The sequence below is a fragment of the Burkholderia sp. MSMB1826 genome (assembly GCF_001526325.1).
Classification (GTDB): Bacteria; Pseudomonadota; Gammaproteobacteria; order Burkholderiales; family Burkholderiaceae; genus Burkholderia.
On record NZ_LOYN01000012.1, the window covers coordinates 1 to 658 of the forward strand.

The window sequence follows — 658 nt, forward strand, 5'->3', positions numbered from 1 at the left end:
ACCGCGCCCATCGGCACGTAGCCCGACGTGAGGCCCTTCGCCATCGTGATCAGGTCCGGCTCGAAGCCGAAGTGCTGGTGCGCGAACCACTCGCCGGTGCGGCCGAACCCGCCGATCACTTCGTCGGCGACGAGCAGCACGTCGTACTTGCGGCAGATCCGCTGGATTTCCGGCCAGTACGTCGACGGCGGGAAGATCACGCCGCCCGCGCCCTGGAACGGCTCGCCGATGAATGCCGCGACGTTCTCCGCGCCGAGTTCGAGGATTTTCGCTTCGAGCTGCTGCGCCCGTGCGAGGCCGAATGCTTCGGGCGTCTCGCCTGCCTGCGCTTCGCCGAAGAAATACGGCTGGTCGATATGCACGATGTGCTCGACCTTCGACGGCATCTGCTCGTGCATGTAGCCCATCCCGCCGAGCGTGCCGCCCGCGATCGTCGAGCCGTGGTAGCCGTTCTTGCGCGAGATCACGTATTTCTTCTGCGGCTTGCCTTGCACGCGCCAGTACTGATGCACGACGCGCAGCACCGTGTCGTTGCCTTCCGAGCCGCTGTTGCAATAGAAGAAGTGGTTGAAGCCGGCGGGCGTCACTTCCGCGAGCATCGCGGAGAGTTCGATCACCGGCGGATGCGTGGTCTTGAAGAACGTGTTGTAGAACGGCA

Annotated in this window: 1 protein-coding gene; it reads right to left on the reverse strand. The window is 64.4% G+C overall.

The features are described from left to right. On the reverse strand, window positions 1–658 hold a 658-nt coding region (locus WS95_RS05935), incomplete at both ends, for an aminotransferase class III-fold pyridoxal phosphate-dependent enzyme (RefSeq protein WP_156444440.1).